This is a genomic window from Fictibacillus sp. FJAT-27399 (assembly GCF_001510655.1).
Classification (GTDB): domain Bacteria; phylum Bacillota; class Bacilli; order Bacillales; family Fictibacillaceae; genus Fictibacillus_C; species Fictibacillus_C marinisediminis.
On sequence record NZ_LMVC01000001.1, the window covers coordinates 35,920 to 54,071 of the forward strand.

Annotated in this window: 21 protein-coding genes and 1 riboswitch; of the genes, 16 read left to right on the forward strand and 5 right to left on the reverse strand. The window is 45.7% G+C overall.

All coding sequences use genetic code 11. The features are described from left to right. The first annotated feature begins 46 nt into the window (after positions 1–46). The 14 genes from AR335_RS00200 to AR335_RS00265 all read left to right on the forward strand — a co-directional run bounded on the left by AR335_RS00200 (position 47) and on the right by AR335_RS00265 (position 11,590). The gene (locus tag AR335_RS00200; protein ID WP_062231082.1) at positions 47–1,528 is read left to right on the forward strand and encodes a dihydroorotase; all 1,482 of its coding nucleotides are present in this window, start codon (positions 47–49) and stop codon (positions 1,526–1,528) included. Positions 1,529–1,543: 15 nt separating this feature from the next. Beyond that, positions 1,544–2,134: a cysteine hydrolase family protein gene (locus AR335_RS00205; protein WP_053354947.1), complete on the forward strand. Its 591-nt coding sequence runs from the start codon at positions 1,544–1,546 to the stop codon at positions 2,132–2,134. 6 nt (positions 2,135–2,140) lie between these two features. Next, positions 2,141–2,710: a UbiX family flavin prenyltransferase gene (locus tag AR335_RS00210; protein WP_062231085.1), complete on the forward strand. Its 570-nt coding sequence runs from the start codon at positions 2,141–2,143 to the stop codon at positions 2,708–2,710. Further along, the gene (locus AR335_RS00215; protein WP_062231086.1) at positions 2,707–4,047 is read left to right on the forward strand and encodes a UbiD family decarboxylase; all 1,341 of its coding nucleotides are present in this window, start codon (positions 2,707–2,709) and stop codon (positions 4,045–4,047) included. Before AR335_RS00210 ends, AR335_RS00215 begins: the two co-directional genes overlap by 4 nt. An 18-nt stretch (positions 4,048–4,065) precedes the next feature. Further along, positions 4,066–4,329, forward strand: a complete 264-nt coding sequence (locus tag AR335_RS00220) for a BMC domain-containing protein (RefSeq protein ID WP_304438373.1) — start codon at positions 4,066–4,068, stop codon at positions 4,327–4,329. A 16-nt stretch (positions 4,330–4,345) separates the two neighbouring features. Continuing rightward, positions 4,346–5,275, forward strand: coding sequence for a hypothetical protein (locus tag AR335_RS00225; protein ID WP_062231089.1), 930 nt, complete (start codon positions 4,346–4,348; stop codon positions 5,273–5,275). Positions 5,276–5,317: 42 nt separating this feature from the next. Further along, entirely contained in the window at positions 5,318–5,617 is a 300-nt protein-coding gene (locus AR335_RS00230) for a BMC domain-containing protein (protein ID WP_425589895.1), read from the forward strand. 55 nt (positions 5,618–5,672) lie between these two features. After that, positions 5,673–5,951 carry a BMC domain-containing protein gene (locus AR335_RS00235; protein ID WP_053354942.1) on the forward strand — a complete coding sequence of 93 codons (279 nt, stop codon included), beginning with the start codon at positions 5,673–5,675 and terminating at the stop codon, positions 5,949–5,951. A 2-nt stretch (positions 5,952–5,953) separates the two neighbouring features. Beyond that, entirely contained in the window at positions 5,954–6,682 is a 729-nt protein-coding gene (locus AR335_RS00240) for a hypothetical protein (RefSeq protein ID WP_062231091.1), read from the forward strand. A 12-nt stretch (positions 6,683–6,694) separates the two neighbouring features. After that, positions 6,695–6,973, forward strand: a complete 279-nt coding sequence (locus AR335_RS00245) for a EutN/CcmL family microcompartment protein (RefSeq protein WP_062231093.1) — start codon at positions 6,695–6,697, stop codon at positions 6,971–6,973. A gap of 4 nt (positions 6,974–6,977) precedes the next feature. Continuing rightward, a complete protein-coding gene (locus AR335_RS00250) occupies positions 6,978–8,795 on the forward strand; it encodes an adenine deaminase (protein WP_062231095.1) in 1,818 nt (605 codons plus the stop codon). A gap of 11 nt (positions 8,796–8,806) precedes the next feature. Further along, positions 8,807–9,490: a cyclase family protein gene (locus AR335_RS00255; protein WP_062231098.1), complete on the forward strand. Its 684-nt coding sequence runs from the start codon at positions 8,807–8,809 to the stop codon at positions 9,488–9,490. 11 nt (positions 9,491–9,501) lie between these two features. Then, positions 9,502–10,125, forward strand: coding sequence for a DUF1989 domain-containing protein (locus AR335_RS00260; RefSeq protein WP_062231099.1), 624 nt, complete (start codon positions 9,502–9,504; stop codon positions 10,123–10,125). Then, positions 10,124–10,226: riboswitch (purine riboswitch) on the forward strand. Its footprint overlaps the gene before it by 2 nt. Positions 10,227–10,252: 26 nt before the next feature. Continuing rightward, positions 10,253–11,590 (forward strand): 5'-deoxyadenosine deaminase, encoded by a 1,338-nt coding sequence (locus AR335_RS00265; protein ID WP_062231101.1) that lies wholly within the window; start codon positions 10,253–10,255, stop codon positions 11,588–11,590. 48 nt (positions 11,591–11,638) lie between these two features. Here the strand turns inward: AR335_RS00265 and AR335_RS00270 are convergent, their stop codons facing one another. Then, positions 11,639–12,661: a C40 family peptidase gene (locus AR335_RS00270; RefSeq protein WP_062231104.1), complete on the reverse strand. Its 1,023-nt coding sequence runs from the start codon at positions 12,659–12,661 to the stop codon at positions 11,639–11,641. Between the two features lie 195 nt (positions 12,662–12,856). Then, positions 12,857–13,153: a hypothetical protein gene (locus AR335_RS00275; RefSeq protein ID WP_062231105.1), complete on the reverse strand. Its 297-nt coding sequence runs from the start codon at positions 13,151–13,153 to the stop codon at positions 12,857–12,859. 136 nt (positions 13,154–13,289) lie between these two features. Here AR335_RS00275 and AR335_RS00280 point away from each other — a divergent pair, with 136 nt between their 5' ends. Further along, complete coding sequence (locus AR335_RS00280; protein WP_062231108.1) at positions 13,290–13,655, forward strand: winged helix-turn-helix transcriptional regulator; 366 nt, start codon at positions 13,290–13,292, stop codon at positions 13,653–13,655. A 46-nt stretch (positions 13,656–13,701) separates the two neighbouring features. Beyond that, positions 13,702–14,385: a VOC family protein gene (locus AR335_RS00285; protein WP_062231110.1), complete on the forward strand. Its 684-nt coding sequence runs from the start codon at positions 13,702–13,704 to the stop codon at positions 14,383–14,385. Between the two features lie 20 nt (positions 14,386–14,405). Here AR335_RS00285 and AR335_RS00290 read toward each other — a convergent pair whose 3' ends face one another. The 3 genes from AR335_RS00290 to AR335_RS00300 are packed head-to-tail and all read right to left on the reverse strand — an operon-like array spanning position 14,406 to position 18,117. Beyond that, entirely contained in the window at positions 14,406–15,488 is a 1,083-nt protein-coding gene (locus AR335_RS00290; RefSeq protein ID WP_062231112.1) for a Ger(x)C family spore germination protein, read from the reverse strand. Next, positions 15,481–16,578: a GerAB/ArcD/ProY family transporter gene (locus tag AR335_RS00295; RefSeq protein ID WP_062231114.1), complete on the reverse strand. Its 1,098-nt coding sequence runs from the start codon at positions 16,576–16,578 to the stop codon at positions 15,481–15,483. Before AR335_RS00295 ends, AR335_RS00290 begins: the two co-directional genes overlap by 8 nt. Before the next feature lie 24 nt (positions 16,579–16,602). Further along, positions 16,603–18,117, reverse strand: coding sequence for a spore germination protein (locus AR335_RS00300; RefSeq protein ID WP_062231116.1), 1,515 nt, complete (start codon positions 18,115–18,117; stop codon positions 16,603–16,605). Positions 18,118–18,152: the final 35 nt, after the last annotated feature.

Here is an 18,152-nt window from a genome sequence, read left to right on the forward strand (position 1 = left end):
TTTTTCACTGTTTCTGTTCTGAAAACATAAAAAGGGAGAGACGGAAATGGACTTGATTTTAAAAAATGCAATGATTCCACAAGGAGACCGTACAGTCATCACCAACATCCTCGTGCATGAAGGAAAGATAACAGGCTTTTGCAGCGATATTCATTTTTTAAAAGCCGACAAGGTGATCGACATGGAAGGAAAGCTTGTCGTCCCGGGGTGTATTGATCCGCATACACATTTTATGGATCCAGGCTTTACACACCGCGAAACATTCGCTACTGGATCAAGATCGGCAGCAGCAGGCGGGCTGACAACGATCATTGACATGCCTTGCTGTTCCAAGCCTTCTGTCCGGGATGGTGAAAGTTTTCAAAAGAAAATTGCCCCGATACGGGGACAGGCTTATATCGATTATTGCTTCTGGGGCGGCATGACCGGAGAAGACGCAAGGAACGGATGGATTGATAATATTTATCCGCAGATGGACGAAGGGGTGGTGGCTTTCAAGGTTTACATGACGCCATCAGTACCAACGTTCCCGAAAGTATCGGATGGCGAGATGCTGGAGATCTTCCAAAAGGTCGCAAAAACCGGCATGCCGATTGGTGTTCATGCTGAAAACTATGATATTTGCACGTTTTATACCGAGAAGTTGAAGAAGGAGGGACGGGAAGATGGTCCGGCTTGGGCTGAGGCACGGATGGCGCTCGCTGAAAAAGTGGCGATCGAGCTGATCATCAGCTATGCAGAAGCAACAGATGCACGGGTGCACGTCGTTCATATGAGTACGAAAGAAGGGGTAAAGCTTGTCCGGGAAGCCAAAAAACGGGGAGTTAAAGTAACCGCTGAAACGTGTCCGCATTACTTGATGCTTAACGCCCAGGATTCCATGAGTGAGAGAGGGGCATTCGCTAAGATCGCTCCGCCGCTTCGAGGCAAAGAAGACAACCAGGCACACTGGCAGGCACTTGCAGATGGAACGATTGATTTTGTAGGGACCGATCACGCGCCATATGAGATTGCGACGGAAAAAGCAGCCGCAGACTCAACGATCTGGAACAGTTTCCCTGGCATTCCGGGAGTGGAAACGATGGTGCCTATTCTCGTCAGTGAAGGTTTGAACAAAGGACGCTTATCATTGTCCCGCTTTGTGGAAGTAACGAGTAAGAATGCAGCAATCCATTATGGCATCTATCCGAAAAAAGGTGCAATGGAAATCGGCAGTGATGCGGATTTTACGGTTATTGACCTTGATTGCGAGTGGGAGATCGATGAGAAGCAGACAGAATCTATGGCAAAATATAACCCGCTGCATGGCATCAAGCTTAAAGGCCGGCCGGTGCAGACGATTGTCAGAGGTAATATGGTCTATAACTATGAAGCCGGCGGGATTGTAGGTGAAGCCGGATATGGTGAGTACGTCAAACGGCAAAGCATACAGCGCCTTGACCGGACTTTGAAGTATGAAAACTATGAAGGAGCGATTAAAACAGCAGCACCTAAATCCGGCCGTCAGCAGCTTGAAAAAAGCAAATAAGAGAGGAGACCGTACATGGAACTGAGAGGAAAGAAGCACGTAGTCGTTGTGATTGATATGCTGAATGACTTTATCGGAGAAAAAGCGGCGCTCCGCTGCGAAAACGGCGAAAAGATCGTTCCGGCCATCAAAGAGCTCGTTGATTTTTGCCATGAGGAAAGTATTCAGGTCGTTTTTGTACAGGAAGCACACCGGAAAAACGACCGGGACTTCCGGGTCCGTCCGGTCCATGCCATCAAAGGGACATGGGGTTCTCAGTTTATTCCAGAACTGCAGCCGGATGAGAGCAAAGGAGATTATATCGTCCAAAAAAGGCGGCACAGTGCATTCAGCTATACCGATTTTGATCTGTTCTGCCGGGAAGAAGAGATCGATACGGTCGTCCTGACGGGTGTTTGGACAAATGTATGTGTAAGAAGCACTGGTTCTGATGCGCTGTATCATGGCTACAATGTGATCTGCCTGTCTGACTCCACGGCCTCTAAGGATGATTCCATGCACGAATCCGGGCTTCGGGACATCGATCTTTTTGGCGACATCATGTCAACAAAGGAATATATGGAAGCGGCCAGGAAAAAGTTTTCAAAAAATAGCCAGGTTGTTTAACCTGCCATGGCCCGAAACAAACGAATCGTTGTAGGAATTACCGGAGCGAGCGGATCATTATATGGCTACTCGCTCGTCCGGGCCCTGCACCAGCTCGGGGTAGAGACCCATTTGATCGTGACGGAAATGGGAGAGAAAGTCTTGCAGTTTGAGTGCGGTGTCGGAATGGAGACGTTGAAACAATATGCAGAGGTGCACAGCAACAAGAACCTGTTTGCCTCTGTGGCGAGCGGCTCCTTTTTAACAGACGGGATGGTTGTTGTGCCATGTTCCATGAACACGTTAGGCGCGATGGCCAATGGTGTAGGAGATACCTTATTGAGCCGGTCGGCCAGTGTCATGCTGAAAGAGAAAAGGCAGCTGATCGTCGTTCCAAGGGAAGCACCGTTTCACCTGATCCATCTTCAGAACATGACGAGGCTTGCTGAAGCGGGTGCCTGCATCATGCCGGCCTCGCCCGGGTTTTACCATAAGCCGAAAGAGATATGGGAACTGATTAATTTTATGTCCGGTCGGATTCTGGACATGTTGGGCATTGATCATGAGCTTCTACAACGATGGGGGGAGAAAGCATGAACCCTTCTTCAATGCGTGCCCTGCTTGACCACTGGGAAGCGGATAATAAACTTCTCAGGGTAAAAAGAGAAGTAAACCCTCTGTATGAGCTCGGAGCCGTTCTCAATGCCAGGCAGGGAAGGCAGCCGTTCTACTTTGAAAAAGTGAAAGGCTACTCTTCACCCATGGTCGGCGGCTTAGGAGGGGATCGTGCCCTCCTGGCGGACAGCATCGGCATTGCACCGGATCAGTTTGTTTCAAAAATTATCGATTCTATTGTTTCCCCGATCCCAACACGATTGATCGGAACAGGACCGGTTCATGACAACGTGGTTCTAGGGCCGTTTGATCTGGATGCGCTCTTTCCTATTCCAACCTATCATGGAGATGATTCCGGCGCTTATTATGTTTCAGGAATTCTTGTCGTAAAAGATATAAGCGGAAAAAAGAGATATACATCAATCAGAAGGATGCAATTCTTAGGTGAAAACAAGACGAACGTGCTGATTACCTCTCCTGAACTTCTCCAGCAATTTCATGAGTATGAAGAGCGCGGTGAACCGATGGAAGTCGCTGTGATGTTTGGAGTAGTGCCTGCTGTGGTGCTCAGTTCCCAGATCAGCACACATTTGTATCATGCAGATAAACTCGATGTTGCGGGTGCTTTGATCGGCAAACCGCTTGATGTGGTGCAGTGCAAAACCGTGGATCTGGAAGTTTTGGCAGAAGCGGAAATCGTTCTGGAAGGCAAAATGATCCCGTATGAACGTGAGATGGAAGGCCCGTTCGGGGAACTCGCTGGTTTTTATGGTACGAGAGCTCCTCAGCCAGTTATTGAATTTTCAGCGGTAACCTACAGAAACAATGCCATCTGCCAGACGATCTTTCCTTCGAGCTATGAGGAGAGGCTTCCGATGGCGCTTGTCCGGGAAGCCACACTTCTGAGTACGGTCAGACAGACGGTGCCCAACGTGAAACAAGTCCATATTACAATGGGCGGAGTGGCAAGATTTCATGCGGTCATTCAGATTGAAAAGAGATCGGAAGGTGACGGGAAGCAAGCGGCGATTGCTGCCTTTGCGAGTGATAAGGACTTAAAGCACGTCATTGTGGTAGATGAAGATGTGGATATCTTTGACCCGGAGGATGTGGAATGGGCGATGGCTGTAAGAGTACAAGCCGATCAGGATATTTTTATCGTACCCGGTGCAAAAGGCTCTCCGCTGGAGGCGTCTCATAATGTCAGGGGGGTCACAGCGAAAATGGGGATTGACGCTACCGTACCGCTGGCTCATAAGGAATCGTTCAAACGTACGTCCATTCCGTTCGGACCCATTGATCTGGAAGATTATTTGTAAAGCAAGGGGGGACATTGATTGAATGCAATTGGCATGATTGAAACGAGAGGCCTGACAGCAGCGATCGAGGCACTGGACGCCATGGCCAAAGCTGCAAATATAAAGATGACAGGATTTAAAAAAGTCGGCTCAGGCCTTGTAACCGTCATTATTGAAGGCGATGTAGCCGCTGTGTCGTCTGCCATCGAAGTAGGCAGGCAGGCGCACACCCAGACAGGAGGAGAAATGATTTCTTCTAATGTCATTCCCCGGCCTCACCCCGAATTGTCCAAAATTCTATAAAAGGAGGTGAGTCCATGTGTCGGAATTCATGCGAGCCATCGTACAGGAAGTGTTAAAAAGCAATGATCACCCCGCAAGAGCGAAACAGGAACTGTCAGAGAAGAGGGGAGAAACACCTCAAACAAAGACAGCGCAAGAGCTATACCGGCCGAACTACCAGAAGCTGAATAAGGAGAAGCGTCTTGGAAGTGCTGCTGGTTCTCCACCTGTAAAGGCCGAAAAAAAAGAAAAACACTCATCGTTCAGCAAGGATCCGGGGAGTGAGCTCGTATCCAAACTTCAAGTTCTTTCTCTTTCTCAAGGCATTCCATCCCGCCAACATACAGAAACAAACCATAGGCCAGAGAGGAATAACGACGATGAACCCTCCGTAAAGTCATTTGGCAAAACAAAAAGCGGATTTTCTGTATGGCTATACTCAAATCTTCAGCCTGAAACGATGGAATGGTTTCATCGGCCGATCCCCGCAAAAGCGGTCGCTGTTTTTTCTTCTCAGGTTTCATCTCCAGGCCATCTGGTGATCGTTCAAGAGTGGCTGGCACAGAACGGAGATATTAAATATTTCATCCAATGGGATAAAAACGGCCAGAAGCCTTTTCTTCTAGAACTCTATCACAATGATAGCAGCGAGTTGGAAGCAGCCATACGAACTCTGTTTCAGACGCTGAACCACCAATCGGAAAAAAAGATCAAACGCTTTTATATCGAACAGCCGGGGGCTTGGCTCCTTAAGCAGCTTGAGGTCTCATGCACAAGGGAATCACTCGCGATCATAGAAGGAATGTCGCGCTACGAGACGATCGCTCTACTTCTTCCGGTTTCTGCAAATCTATCAAAATGCAATATACGCTTTAAAATTGAAGAAGGCTACTTTTTACTGTACGGACCCCATCAGCATCTTTCCAGCTGCTTGCCGAGCGTCTATAAGATGCTGGATGGCAATTAAAATTGATAGATAAGGATGGTGGAAGCATTGTATGCATTAGGCATGATTGAGACGGTAGGATATTGTGCCGCTGTTTCAGCAGCAGACGCGGCTGTTAAAGCGGCTGACGTAAAGATAGCCGCCATCGAGAAGGTGATCGGGGTTCACGGCGCTCTTGGTGTTACCTTGCATTTGAGCGGAGATGTCGCTGCTGTTGCTTCTGCAGTAGAAGCAGGAAAAAAAGAGGCAGAGAGGGTGGGTACTGTCATTTCAGCACACGTCATTCCAAGAACCCATACGAATGTGGCGGAAAAGCTTCTGTCAAAGTTTGCCTTGAATTCAGGCGATGCGGCGAAGGAATAGAACAAGCAGAAACATAGAATCTCAGCAAACCAAAGAGACCAGGAGGAATGAAAAAATGGGAGAAGCTCTAGGCTTGATCGAAACAAAGGGCCTTGTCGGGGCAATTGAGGCAGCAGATGCAATGGTAAAAGCTGCAAACGTCGAGATCTGCGGCTATGAAAAAGTAGGCTTCGGACTTGTTACAGTTATGGTCAGAGGAGATGTTGGAGCAGTGAAGGCTGCAACAGATGCAGGCGCCAGTGCGGCAAGCCGAGTGGGGGAACTCGTATCCGTTCATGTGATCCCGCGGCCTCATAGTGAAATCGAAAGAGCAATGCTTTCTAAAGGAGAGTAATCGTGCATGACGCCAGGCAGAGCGCTCTGGTCAGGAATACATTGCTGCACATGCTTTGTCCGCCAGGAGAAAAAGTTCCCTATGTGCTCTCTCTGCTAACCTATCATTTTACAGGGATGGAAGAAGGGCTCGCCCTTCTCCGTGAAGCAGGAAAAAGCAAGATCAGGCTGGAAGTGTTCACAGAAAAAATCCTGTTCCGCCATTTCACGAAAGAACATCTTGCTGGGGAAAGCAATCATGATGCCTGGTATCTCAGTTCAAGTCTGACTGAGGATAAGCTGCGAATGGCCGATTGTATCCTTATTCCTGTACTCTCTTTTTCTCTTGCAGGCGATCTTTTGCGATTTAACGACCAGCGGGATTTTGTCCGTATCATCCTGCAAGCATTATTAAGCGGTAAAAAAGTTGCTGCCCTGCCTTATGGCAACGATCCTTTTCATGAGGTATTTCGCAGTAAGGAACTGGATCGAGGATCAGAATACTTGAAAACAGAGCTGCACAAAACACTGTTTCAGTTGAAGAAGCTTGGTGTTACATTGCTGAGAGATGGGGAAGGCCTTGCCCCCTGGCTGAACGATAGCAGCCAAAAGCAGTCTGTCATCTCAGAGGCAGATATCCTGTCTGCAGCAAAAGCACAGAAGAAGTTGCTGATTGCGGAAGAACATGCCATTATCACACCGCTGGCGCGGGATGCAGCAAAACAATATGGTATAAAAATCAGCAGGCAGTAAGGAGCGGACGACATGCAAATGGGTTTAGTTATTGGACGGGTAACAGCAACCAGAAAAGATGAAAAGCTGATAGGTACGAAACTGCTGATCACCCAGCCGATCGGTATCAGTGAATCTCCTCAGCAAATGCCGATCATCGCTGTTGATACGGTGGGGGCGGGAGTAGGAGAAAAAGTTTTATATGTCACAGGCAGTATGGCTTCACGGGCAGCAGCTGACAAAGATGCCCCAATAGATGCAGCAATCGTAGGAATTATTGATAGCCTGGATTGGGAAAGGTCAGGAGGTTGAATTCATGGATACAAAAGGTATTAAAGAAGCCATCCAGTGGCGGAAACTCATTGATGTGCTGCTTGATGCCAATCAATTTGCAGATACCGTATTAAAAGGCGGACAATTTATCAATGTCATAACCCGTGAGATCTATCAGGCCGATGTGGCTATAAAAGGGGAATATATCCTGATGGCAGGGGACTGCGAAAGACTGATTGGTCCTTCCACAAAGGTTGAAAATGTCGCCGGCCGCTATATTTGTCCTGGTTTTATTGATTCGCATATGCATTTTGAAAGCGCAATGCTTACGGTTACTGAATTTTCCAAGCTGTCCATTCCTACAGGAACGACAACACTTGTTGCGGATCCCCATGAGATTGGTAATGTCCTCGGTGTCCATGGCATGCAGGAGATGGTCAGGGAGGCAAAGACGCTTCCTAACAACGTATATTTTACAGTGCCATGCCTGACTCCAGATGCACCGGGATTGGAGACGGCCGGCCAGGATATCACATCAGCGGATATGAAGGAACTGTTAAACGATCCTCATGTCCAGGGAATTGGTGAAATACAGGGGTTCAGCAATGTCAGGCCAGTGTTTGAGAACGCCCCTGAATTGATAGACGATTTGATTGCTTCGGTCTCTTATGCCAAAAGCATCGGCAAAACGATCGAGGGAAATGCCCCGGCCTTGTTTGGAGAAGAGCTCGCCGCTCATATTATCAGCGGAGGTACCCATGTATCCTGCCATGAGACAACAACGAAAGAAGAAATGGTGGAGAAACTTCGCTACGGAGTAAGTGTGTTTATGCGGGAGGGTTCATCTCAGCGGAATATGGCCGAGTGCATTCGGGCGATCACGGAAGAAGGCATGGATTCGAGGCGGGCCATCCTTGTTTCGGATGATATGGTGCCGGAAGACTTAATGAATTCCGGTCATATGGATGATATCGTCAGAAGGACGATTGCCCAGGGGATTGATCCGGTTGAAGCGATTCAGATGGTGACGATCAATCCGGCGACTCACTTCGGCTTCAGGGATATCGGGGTACTGACACCAGGTAAGCGCGCAGACATCGCTGTAATCAGCGATCTTATTAACATGACGGTTGACCAAGTGTATCTTAGCGGCAAAAAGGCGGCACAACAGAATAAACTGACGACAGATATTCCCTCCTATACGTATCCTGAAAGTGTGAAGTGTTCTGTGAAAAGGAAACCGGTAAAAGCACAAGATCTAGTGCTAGCGTCCCAAGCCTCTAGCGCAAAGGTAAGAGCGATCGAAGTGATACCCGATCAAAATCTTACAGGTGCCCGTGAATTTGAATTGAAAATAAAAGACGGCATCATTCAGCCTTGCCTTCAGCAGGATGTTCTTCCGCTCCTGGTGATCGAACGGCACGGCAGAAGCGGAAGAATCGGAAGAATCGGGAAAACATTTCTTCATGGATTTAAGCTGAAAAGAGGCGCGATAGCAGAAAGCGTCGCCCATGACACACATAACATCATCGTGACCGGTACTAACTATGAAGACATGGTTACAGCAGTCAACCGGGTTATTGCTATGAATGGCGGCCTGGCGCTAATCCTTGACGGAAAAGTAGTTGGGGATATGGCACTCAATATAGGCGGGCTGATGACCGATGAGATGACAGGCGTGGAGGTCAGTGAAAGGATTACAGAACTTCACAGGCTCGCCCAAGAAGAATTGGGATGCGGGATCCACGTGCCCTTTATGCATTTATCTTTTCTCTCACTCGTTACAAGCCCTGAGTGGAAGATTACCGACATGGGCCTTATTGATGTCGACCGCTTCCAAGTTATTCCAACAGTATTGTAAGGAGGGTGTTTATGGGTGTGAAACTTGTAGACTTGTCACAGGAAATCTATCAGGGTATGCCTGTTTTTCCGCTGCATCAAAAGACAATGATCTTTCCAAACATATCTCATGAAGAAAGCATGAAGAAGATCGGATTTCCGTTCGCGACCAACAATCTTTTGATCAATGAACACGGCCCTACCCACAGCGATGCCACGTATGAGTATGACCCCAATGGAAAATTCATCGATGAGATGCCGCTGGAATTCTTTTACGGGCCCGCCGTATGTCTGGACTTGTCTCATGTTCATCCAGAAGAGTATATTACTCCGCAGGAGCTGGAAAACGCGCTGGACGCTTCCGGCCAGATTTTGCAAAAAGGAGACATCTGCCTGTTATATACTGGCCACTACAACAGAGCTTATGGGACGGAGGAATGGCTGACACGCTATTCCGGTTTAGATTACAGTGGAGCACGGTGGCTTGCTGAAAAAGGAGTAGTCAATATCGGGATCGATTCCCCGGCTATCGATAACCCGCTTGATCCGGATTACTCCGGCCATCTGATCTGCAAGGAATTTGGCATAACCAATACGGAAAATCTATGCAATCTTGATCAGGTTGCCGGTATGCGTTTTCTGTATTTCGGACTGCCGTTGAGAATACGAAAAGGGACGGGATCCCCAGTTCGAGCGGTTGCAGTATTAATTGAATAAGGGGGAGAAGTATGCCGATCGATCACAAATACCGTATTAAAGAAGAAATTATTATTCCGCCGTATGAAGCAAGAAGCATGCTTGTAAAAGCAGGGGAAGAACTCGTGATTATTGACATGGAAGGAAAACAGGTCGGTGACTTTGTCTGTTTTTCTCTCAAGGATCATAACGAACATGTCTCACCCGTCCACATGAGGGCAAGCTTAAGCAGCATCCGCCTGAAAGAAGGAGATTTTCTTTACAGCAACCGGCGCCGGCCGCTCATGCAGCTTTTGCAGGACACGGTAGGAAAGCACGATTTCTTTTTTCCGGCATGCGATTATTACCGATATAAAGTAGATTTCCATCTTGAAGATCATCCGAACTGCCATGATAATCTTAATAGATCATTAGAAACCTATTCTTTAGGTCATCTGCCTGTCCCGGATCCAATCAACTGGTTTATGAACAATGTGCTTGATGAAGAAGGCGACTATGTGATCGCAGAGCCGCTGTCGAAGCCGGGGGATTTCGTTCGTTTAAAGGCGCTGGAGGATGTGGTGATCGCCTGTTCCACGTGTTCGCAGGACATGGCACCCGTAAACGGCTTTTCGGTTACTTCTTTAAAGCTGCAAGTTTTAAATAAAACGCGCTGATAGAAAACTAGAAAGATTTCATATAGTTTCGATAATATGGATCGAAAGTATCTACCGGAGAACCTTAAATTCTCCATGCTATGAAATCGTTCTTTTCTTTTCTGTTATAAAGAAAAGGAGGATATCCATGCCATCGATACTTATAAAAAATGCAGAAATTGTAACGATGAATGCACAGGAAGAGATCGTTCAAGGAGATCTTTACATTGAAAACAACCGCATAACTGATATTGGCTTAAGCCTTGATTATCAGGCGGATAAAACCATAGATGCTACAAACAGAACCATCATCCCCGGGTTTATTCAAACGCATATCCATCTGTGCCAATCCTTGTTCAGAGGACAAGCAGATGATCTGGAACTAATGGATTGGCTGAAACAGAAAATCTGGCCGCTCGAAGCATCCCATGATGAAGAATCCCTTTATTATTCGGCCATGCTTGGAATTGGAGAACTGATTCAGAGCGGTACCACTACGATCGTGGATATGGAGACCGTCAATCATACGGATTTTGCGTTTCAGGCTATTGCGAAGGGCGGTATTCGTGCACTTTCCGGTAAAGTGATGATGGATAAAGGGGAAGAAGTTCCAATCGGATTGCAGGAGAGCACGTCAAAATCTCTTCAGCAAAGCGTCGACCTGCTTGAGAAGTGGCATGGAAAAGAGAATGGAAGGATACAATATGCCTTCTGTCCACGCTTTGTGGTTTCCTGTACGGAGGAGCTGCTTACCGAAGTTCAGAAACTTTCAGGCCGCCATGGTGTTTGTGTTCACACCCATGCAGCGGAAAATCGCGGTGAGATTGCACTGGTGGAACAGGAAACCGGAATGCGTAATGTGGTTTATCTTGACCATATCGGGCTTGCCAATGAGAGGCTGATTCTGGCACATTGTGTTTGGCTTGATGATGAGGAAAAGAACATTATAAAAAAGCGGAAGGTGAAAGTAAGCCATTGTCCAGGGTCAAACCTGAAGCTTTCCTCAGGAATCGCCGAAGTGCCAGACCTGCTGCAGCAAGGAATTCATCTCAGCTTGGGTGCAGACGGTGCACCCTGTAATAACAATTTGGACATGTTGAATGAAATGAGGCTTGCAGCGCTGATTCAAAAGCCAGTCCATGGGCCTACAGCCATGAATGCTAAAACCGTATTCCGGATGGCGACCATCGGAGGAGCCCGGGCAGTAGGAATGGATCATGAGATCGGCAGCCTTGAGGTTGGAAAAAAGGCGGATCTTGCTATTTTAAACCTGAATGATTTTCATATGTATCCCTCTTATGGTGTAGACACGATCTCTCGTATCGTCTATTCGGCCACTCGGGCCGACGTCGAAACGACGATTATTGATGGAGAAGTGGTGATGGAGAACCGCATATTGAAGAACATGGATAAGAATGTGGTCCTTCACGAAACGAATAGATGTATCGGCCGTCTGATGAAACGGATTGAAGCCGCTTTTATGTAAACAAGAAAAAGCACGCGGAACATTGCTCCGTGTGCTTTCATCCATGTTTTAAGGAAGGTACCTTCTTGCCCCGGCAAATTCCTGTGCGTAAATCCCTTCAATTTTATCAATTCTTACAGTTGTGCTTGAGTTTGGAGAATGGATCATCATGCCGTCACCTGCATACATTCCTACATGGTGAACGCTTCCTTTTCCTGAATTATAGGCGAAGAAGAGAAGATCTCCCTTTTTCAAGTCTTCTTTTGCAACGGGTGTACCAGCTCGGGATTGGGGTCCAGAATCCCGTGGGATTGTAATTCCTGCTGCTTTATAGAGCGTATGGGTAAATCCGGAGCAGTCGAATCCAAATCCGGAAGCACCGGCCCATAAATAAGGCAGCCCCAGGAATTTCTTGCCTTCATTTACAATGTCCTCACCGGTTGGTACCGGAATTGAGTCTTCTGAGAGATAGACTTGAACATCCTTGCGATCAAGATATCTTGTTTTTCCTTCTGGTGTAAGCACGCCAACAGAGGAACCTTTTATTTTGTGAACAGGCAGCCTGGTATTGTAGCTTAATTCAAGATCATTATGCTTCAATGATTTTTCCTTGTACAGCCATGCTGTTGGACTTTTGATCAAGGCGAAAGGCTTGTTCTCTTCATTGGCAAAGTTTTTGTTGTACACCAGCTGTGATTTTGGCATCCAGCCTGGGTATCCTGCTTCGAGTCGAGGGGTTGGCTGACCATCAACAGCTACTTTTACCCAGTCTCCCTGCTCGTCCGTTATCGTTACCTTGTTTCCGTATAATGCTTGGGTTTCCAGAGGTCCAACAAGCCAAAGCTTCTCTTCATAGGTCATACTCGTCGTCCATTTTCTTAGATCTACGGGGTTGCTTAAGGATGGCTCATCTAAAGGCCTTGTTTCTGCCGGTTTCGTCCACAATGTCGCAGCAGCAACATCTACATAGGCCGTGGCAGGTGATAAATCATGTGACTGGGAAGGTTTGGCGGCCTGTGCCGTACCGGCAAACATTGAGAAAACCAGACCGGCAGTTAAAACCGTACCTGTCCATTTTTTTATGTACTTCATATTCTTGCTCCTCCTTTAGTTTGATAATAAATAGTTCCGTTTAAGCCGTTTTGTTTCCTTTTTATGAAGAGGATTTCGTTCAAAAGTCATTAAACTGATTAAAGGGTACTGGGAGAATGGTCACTATAATGACTGCCGAAAACATAGCTCTTCAGTAAAAAAGGCAGGTATTAAAAAATCCCTGCATCCCAAGGATTATTTATGGTAAGAGATATTTATTTTCAGGCTGTCAGCAAGGATTTTAAAAGGATATGGAGCGAAAAAAAGAGTTTCGTTGGTCTTTTTATTCATACTGAGGATGGTTTCTCCGACACCTGTAGCTGTAGTTCGAAAAGCCAAAATGTCTTGAAAGTGTTCAATCTGTTTTGCTAAACCTTCTTCGACGGCTGACTGTAATAACTGGACAACTGTATGAAAATCATCTGGATGGATGAGAGTTTGATCGCCTTTACCTATCAGGTTTACTGTAACTTGTTTTTTTTCTGTTTTCATACATTTTCCTTTCGTGGAATCTGTTCTATACTAAGTATAATGGGACATAGCTAATTTAAATAGTATGTACTTTTAAGATAGATAGTTACTTTTTTGATACTATGAAAAACTAACTGTAGCAGGGGGATTGGGTTTCATGAAGGAAAGGAAGAAAAAATATTTTCATCCTATTGAGGTAACGTTGGATGTGGTTTGCGGGAAATGGAAAGGCGTAATTCTTTGTCTGCTTCAGGAGAAAGACTTTCGCTTTGGGGAATTAAAGGAGAAGCTTTTTGCTGTCACGCCGAAAGTGCTGACGCAACAGCTCCGGGAACTTGAAGAAGACGGGCTGATCACAAGAACCGTATATCCCCAGGTGCCTCCAAAGGTGGTTTATTCCCTTACACCATACGGTAAAGATCTTGAGGAGACTTTGCGAATGATGGAAAATTGGGGGAAAACTCATCAGGAAAAAGTAGGACATGAGTTTGAAGAAGATATCAGTGAGGCAGGTTTATCTTAAATTAAGCGCTTCTAAACTCTGCCGATCATGGGAGGAAGGAAGTAAGATGAAGTTCAAAGAGATTAAACTGTATACACATTGTCTTGTTGAACAGCGAAATTTTTATCATCAGCTTCTTGGCTTGCCATTGTTGAAAGAAGACGGCAGCTCGTTTGGGGTTGCTGTTGGATCGACCATGCTTACTTTTCGTTCAACAAACGAGGAAAGCTACTATCATATTGCGTTTACGATACCGAAAAATGCGTTTTCGGAAGCAAAAAAATGGATCAGTTCCTTCGTTTCGCTGAATTACGTGGAAGGAAAGGACGAAATCTATTTCGGGAACTGGGATGCCAATGCCTGTTATTTTTATGATTCAGCGGGAAATGTGGTAGAACTGATCGCTCGGCATAGGATGAATTATTCAATCAATCATCCCTTTACGAGCAAGGATATTTTAGCCATCAGCGAGATTGGTATGCCGGTAAAAGATGTCCGGAAAGCTGCAAACCAACTAAAGGCAGCTTTGGGGGTAAGTACGTATCATGGAGAAAATGAAACATTTGCACCACTCGGAAACGAAGAGGGGCTGCTGATTGTTTCTGATAACAGCAGAACATGGCTTGGTTCTAATAAGCAGGCAAAAATCTTTCCGATTGAGCTTGTAATGGATAGTCCAATATCTGTAACACAGCTAGATGGATATCCTTACACGTTCAGCAGCAGCAAAAAAGCGTCAGCAGATGGCTAAAGCCGGACTGACGCTTTTTCTTATTCCACAATGCCGCCTTGGGTGACTCGAATGTTAACTTTAATATGGACAGGGACATCAGGGTATTTTGTTTCCCAGTCTTTAAAATTGAAATGCCTGGACTGGCTTCTGGCTCTGTCTCCTAATCCGAGAGGATCAATCTCATCTTTCTGAAACCTCCTTACCATCGCTTTGGCTTGATGTTCGGTTTGCTTTTTGATTGTTTTTTCGATCATATCAATGGTTTTTTTCTGATAAAGCGGAGTGCCGGCTGCATCGTTGATTTTGCCGGTGATATGAATTTTCATGTTTATCACCGGATTTGTATTGCCATGATCGATATCATAATTTACCGTGGAGTTCAGGTTTTCAAGGTTAAGATAATTGTTTTTTCCAAATTTGAATTCATGGGATCCCTGCTGGAAATTTTGGTACATGAGCTTGAAAATAAAGGCATCGTTAAAGCTGATATGATCAACGTATTTGGAATGATCAAACAACGCAACACCGGCGATCCGAATATGGCCATGTTTCATATCGATCAGCGGCATAAAAGGATCACTGCCTTTTCCGTAATAGCTGTAGTTAAAGTGGTGAAAGTTTGCCCTAGGGAGTGTCAGCTCCATATTTTGTTCGATCATTCGTTTTAAATAAACGGGAACGATTTCTCCAACAGGGTACTGCTTGTTTAATATGTCCTTTGTTTTTCCTTTTGCAACAGCCACATAAATATTTCTTCCCACTGAAGGATCCCGCTGCAGGGAATCAATAATTTTTGTAATTCCGCGGCTCGCCAGCTCTTCATTAAACAAGATGACCGCAACTCGGCCCGTCGCAAAAGGCCGAGGCGATTCTGCTTGAAGGACCTGCCGAATGTTTTTACTCGAATGCGATTTTCCAGAAAAGGTTATGCTCGTTAAGGTCGCTTGCTGAGTTCCTCCGGTTGTAATAGGAACAGCTACAGTAGCTTCAAATTTCTTTCCATCAACATAATCATACCCGACCACTCCGATGAGCTGAATATCCTCCAGTACTTGTTTTTGTGGAGTACAGCCAGCAGCAAGCAGAAGCACAATTAAAAATACAAGTTTGATCTTATTCATTTTTTCGTTGCCTCACTTTGTAAATCAGCAACTGAAGCAGGAAGAGAAGTGGAATGTAAAAATAAATGAAATAATAACCTACTTTAGAAACCCAATTGTTCAGCTGGTCAATCTGCTGACGATCTTTAAATAATAATGTTCCGATAAATACAAGAATGGCGATGATGATTAGAGAGTGTTTTTGTTTTACCGAAAATAGCCGTTTGCCTCCCCGTGTCACACACCAGATAGCGATACATATGTTTGGCAGGACAATAAACAGCCACATCGAGATTCCGATATATTCAAAACGCTCAACAAAAGGGAATTCAACGATTTTCCAGATTGTAAGTGTAGCCCAGATCGTATGCTTTAATTGCCCTTGACTGTAGTAGGAAAACGATACTACCGCTGTAATGGTATAAATGACGATCGTGAATAATACGCCCCATTGAGACCATTTGTGGGAGGTCTCGGGATTTTTGATAAAAGGATAATAAAAGAAAAGCATTTCAAAGCCCAGGTAATTAAGGGTCATTGCCTTCGTACTTACAAAATTGTCGATCAGCGAGTGATCAAACAAAGGAAGAATATTATAGATATGAGCATCCTTTATCGCAAAGAATTTTAAAAAGACGAGAGGGGTTCCAATCAGCACACTAAAGAATGCGACAGCTGTTATCATCCTGAATCCGCCGCTGACTAAATAATAGACCAGCAGCGATAAAATAAACGAGATTCCCCATGTGTTGATGTGGGGAAACATCCAAACTTGAATGACCTCTATATACGTTCTCAGGACAGTGAGCGCCAAAAATGCAGAATAAATCATGAATATAGAACTTAATAGACCGCCTATCCATTTGCCAAGCACATCATTATGAACGGCGATAATGTCCCCATCGCTGCGTTTTAACATCTTATAGATCATCCAGACGAGTAGATGGATCAGTATGCCGCTGAAAATAACAGTCATCCATGCATCATGTCCCGCGGATTTGGCGATGTATCTCTGAAACCCCAAAACCCCGACACCAATCTGCATGGTGGATACAAGGTAAAAGGTAAAATAGGGTGATACCTGTTTATTTTCTGGCGGATGGATGTTCATGTTCTTCACCTTCGTTCTGTTGAATTATTCTTCAATATCGTTCTTTTGATTCGCTCTTTCATAATTTATTCGTGCCGGATCTGCAGGCCTCATTTGCATGGGACGCAATTTCTGGAGGTTGAATGGCAGGCGGATGAATGCATCTTTAAGATCAACCATCCTTAAAGGATAAAGGGGAGCCAGATAGGGCCTGCCGAGCGAGGTAAGTCGAAGCATATGGCCCATTACAAAGGCAAAACAGATGGAAACTCCAAGCAGTCCCCAAAATTGTGCAAAGACCAGAAAAGGAAAGCGGATCAGGCGGATCGTGTTGCTCATCTGATAAACTGGCGTCGTAAAGGAGGCCAGTGCAGCAAGGGCAACGATGATTAATAGAACGTTGCTCGTTAATCCGGCCTGTACAGCAGCGGTTCCAATAACGATACCGCCAACGATACCGATCGTCTGCCCGACTTTGGAAGGGAGACGTGCCCCGGCTTCACGAAGCAATTCGATCGATAACTCCAAGATGATCGCTTCCACAATCGGCGGAAATGGTATGCCGGAGCGGGAAGCTATCAATGTACCAAGAAGATCGGTCGGGATCATTTCGTAATGAAACGTAAGAACAGCAACGTAAAGTGGTGTGGACAGCACGGAAAACAGAACTCCCAGCAAACGGATCATCCGGATAACGGAAGCCACATGCCATGACAGGAAGTAATCTTCAAAGGCCGAGAAGAATTCTACTAGCGTAGTAGGGCCTGTCAGAGCACTTGGTGAACCATCAACGAGTAAAGCAACTTTTCCCTCGGCTAAAACAGCTGCCACGCGGTCAGGACGCTCTGTGTTGATCAGCTGAGGAAAAGGAGAATTCTGATTATCAGATATCATTTGAAGAACATAGGTACTGTCTAATATGTGATCATACTCAATGTCCGAAACCCGCTGAAGAAGGGTGTTAACATTCTCCTGGCTTGCGATGCCGTCAATATAAAGGATTGTAGCCCTTGTTTTTGAAAGTTTTCCTATTTTGACTTCCTTTACATGGAGCTCTGGAATTGGCAGCCTTTTTCGTATCATATTGACGTTGACTTCAATCGCTTCGACAAACGCTTCCTTTGGCCCGAGGACGCTGAACTCGGTTTCGGGAACAGAAATCTGCCGCTTTTCAGCAGTCGCTGCAGGAACTAACAGACAGTCGGCCTTTTTAGGGTCTGGCTGCACCATTATCGAACCGGTTAATACACTATCTTTTATTTTTTGAATATCCTTAGTATGCTCGATGTTCTCCACCGGAATTTCTGAAGCCAGCTGTTTGAGAGACATTGATGAACAGCGGGTCAAATAGGGGATTAAATCACGATGAACAAGATCCGGGTTTACCATGCTTTTGTAATAGGAAATGGTAAATGGATGCTGATCGCTTTTTGTAAAGGATACAAAGTCTTGTGAAGCCTTGCATTTATCCAGTAATTGTTTAATGGTAAGCTGGCTTCCACTTTGTCCGGAAGGCTTACTCGCTGCTTTTTCTTTTTTCTTCTGCCGTTTACCGAACATAGCTGCCTCCATCCAAGAGTAGATTCATGTGTTTA